2 protein-coding genes and 3 tRNA genes (1 of these 5 running past the window's edge) are annotated in these 2867 nt (G+C 46.0%); all 5 read left to right on the plus strand.

Translation table 11 applies throughout. The features are described 5' to 3' along the window. A tRNA-Gly gene (locus KDM90_RS09945) sits at positions 1 to 60 on the plus strand (it extends 116 nt beyond the left edge of the window). 103 nt (positions 61 to 163) lie between these two features. Next, positions 164 to 237 (plus strand) — tRNA-Cys (locus KDM90_RS09950). A 71-nt stretch (positions 238 to 308) separates the two neighbouring features. Further along, a tRNA-Leu gene (locus tag KDM90_RS09955) sits at positions 309 to 401 on the plus strand. Between the two features lie 123 nt (positions 402 to 524). Continuing rightward, positions 525 to 1658 (plus strand): quinolinate synthase NadA, encoded by a 1134-nt coding sequence (nadA, locus tag KDM90_RS09960; protein WP_212675423.1) that lies wholly within the window; start codon positions 525 to 527, stop codon positions 1656 to 1658. Between the two features lie 8 nt (positions 1659 to 1666). Further along, positions 1667 to 2557, plus strand: coding sequence for a carboxylating nicotinate-nucleotide diphosphorylase (nadC, locus tag KDM90_RS09965; protein ID WP_212675424.1), 891 nt, complete (start codon positions 1667 to 1669; stop codon positions 2555 to 2557). Positions 2558 to 2867: the final 310 nt, after the last annotated feature.

The following is a 2867-nucleotide window of genomic DNA, read 5'->3' on the forward strand; positions in this document are numbered from 1 at the left end:
TGGTAGAGCGCAACCTTGCCAAGGTTGAGGTCGAGAGTTCGAGACTCTTTTCCCGCTCCAAATTCCGAAGGGAAGCACAGCTTCCCTTTTTTGTTCGAAAGTTGTTCCGCTTTTTTGTTTGTGGTGACTTCAGAGTAGACCTTCAAACAAAATGGCAACCCTTGGCGGGGTAGCAAAGTGGTTATGCAGCGGCCTGCAAAGCCGTAGACGCCGGTTCGATCCCGACCCCCGCCTCCAAGAATTTTGATGGTTAAGTTTCAAGCTATCATTAGGTAACAAACTAGCAAATTGCTAGATGCAAGTTGAGTGCCCGAGTGGTGAAACTGGTAGACACATCGGACTTAAAATCCGCCGCTTTCCGTAAAAGGGGCGTGCCGGTTCAATTCCGGCCTCGGGCACCATTAGTACGTTTTAAGAAATCCGGCTTATGCGCCATCTTAAAAAAATTAAAAAACCCGCACTTCGCCAAGAAGTGCGGGTTTTTTTTGTATCTGTTAAACTGAATTTTTCCTTTGAGAGTTGATATGGAAGCGACCAAAGTTATTGAGTTTGAGCGTCCTCAGATGGATGTGGGTAGTAGTTGTGTTGCATCAGCTTGGGCGCGCGTGCCGGATGTGCCAACTTCTGACGAAAAAGTGCAATTAAAGAAGAAAATTGCTGACTTGCTGAAGGAAAAACAGGCCGTCTTGGTTGCGCATTATTATGTGGACTCTGATTTGCAGGATCTTGCTGAAGAAACAGGTGGTTGCGTTTCTGATTCCTTAGAAATGGCGCGTTTTGGGCGAGATCATGCGGCAAAGACCTTGGTTGTTGCTGGTGTGAAGTTTATGGGTGAGACGGCTAAAATTCTTAGTCCTGAAAAAACGATACTCATGCCAGATTTAGATGCTACTTGTTCATTGGATCTTGGTTGCGATCCTGTTGAATTTGCTGCTTTTTGCGACGCGCATCCTGATCGCACTGTCGTGGTGTATGCGAATACGAGTGCGGCAGTGAAGGCCCGTGCGGATTGGATGGTAACGTCGAGTGTCGGTCTTGATATTGTGGCGCATTTGCATGCGCTGGGAAAAAAAATTCTGTGGGCGCCCGATAAGCATTTGGGTAGCTATATCCAAATGCAGACTGGTGCTGATATGTTGTTGTGGCAAGGTTCATGCCTCGTTCACGATGAGTTTAAGGGTATCGAATTAGAAATTTTGAAGGAGTCTCATCCCGCTGCGAAAATTCTGGTACATCCGGAATCTCCGGCGGCAGTGGTTGCTTTGGCTGATGTGGTCGGATCTACTTCGCAATTGATTAATGCGGCAAGAAGTATGGATGCCCAAGAGTTCATCGTGGCGACTGACAATGGCATTTTGCATAAGATGCAAATGGCCGCGCCAAACAAGAAATTTATTGTGGCGCCAACGGCTGGTAACAGTGCGACTTGTAAGAGTTGTGCGCATTGTCCATGGATGGCGATGAATGGATTGCGTAATCTTTTGCAAGTGTTGGAAACTGGTGAAAATCAAATCCAGGTTGATCCTGATATCGGGCGAAAGGCAAAGTTGTCAATTGATCGTATGTTGGATTTTGCGGCGGCTCGAAAAACGAATGTAAAAGCGAGCGGTGATATGGCGCAGGATGGAAAGTTGTTTTCTGGTATTGGACCAGCATAAGGGATGTTATGAGTGTTCAAAATACAAATTTACAAAATGCATTTGCTCCTTTTGATTCGGATTTGTCGAAAGCATTAAGTGCGAGTGTCGAACTCGCTTTGTTGGAAGATGTTGGAAGCGGTGATTTGACCGGCGAGCTGGTGCCTGCCGATGCGCAAGTTGCGGCGCATGTTGTGGTGCGTGATGAGGCTGTTTTGTGTGGTGCGCCTTGGTTTGATGCGGTAATGTTTGCGCTTGATAGTTCGATTGTGATTGACTGGCAATATGCGGAAGGTGCGCTGATGGAGGCAAATACGATCGTGTGTAAAATTCAAGCACCAGCGCGTAGTTTGCTGACAGCGGAGCGCAGTGCGCTTAATTTTATGCAATTGCTGTCAGGTGTGGCGACAACTACTCGTCGCTATGTGAAATTGATTAAGGGCACATCTGCCGCGATATTAGATACACGGAAAACTTTACCCGGTATGCGGTTGGCGCAAAAATATGCGGTACGCGTTGGTGGTGGAAAAAATCAGCGACTGGCTTTGTATGATGGGATTTTGATTAAAGAGAATCACATTGCGGCGGCAGGAGGTATTGTTCCTGCGCTGTTGGCTGCTGAAGAGCTGATTGCTAAGGTCGAGCGAAAAATTAGTGTGCAAATTGAAGTTGAGTCTTTGGAGGAGTTGCGTCAAGCATTGGATGCTGGTGCGACTTCGATTTTGCTGGATAATTTTGATGCTTCAATGATGCACGAGGCTGTGACGATAAATTCTGGTCGTGCTTTGTTGGAAGCGTCAGGTGGAGTGGATTTGACGACAGTGCGTGCTATTGCTGAAACTGGTGTTGATCGAATTTCAATTGGTGCTTTGACTAAAGATGTTCGTGCTGTTGATTTTTCTTTGCGAGTTCTAGCGTAATTCATGGTTGATCATATTGTTAAAAACGCTCCTATTGAGGAGCGTTTTTCTTTTTGGATGAGTAAATTTGAAACGATTTAATTGATTTATTCGGTTTAGCGAAATAAGCCTTGCCAAAGCGGAGTGGTGTTTGCTATAGTTCGCCTCCCGCAGAAAAGCGTGGTTGAAATAAGAGAAGTGCAGGCGGTAAGGCGTTGATTTTCCTGAGGTTTGAATCGAGTGAGTTAAAACGATTTAAGCGAAATAAGAAAACAGGGGGTTGACGAGAAGTTAGAAGTGCTGCATAATCTCGTTTCTCTGCTGCTGACGA

This window comes from Affinundibacterium fentianense (genome assembly GCF_018139545.1).
In the GTDB taxonomy this organism is placed as follows: domain Bacteria; phylum Pseudomonadota; class Gammaproteobacteria; order Burkholderiales; family Burkholderiaceae_D; genus Undibacterium; species Undibacterium fentianense.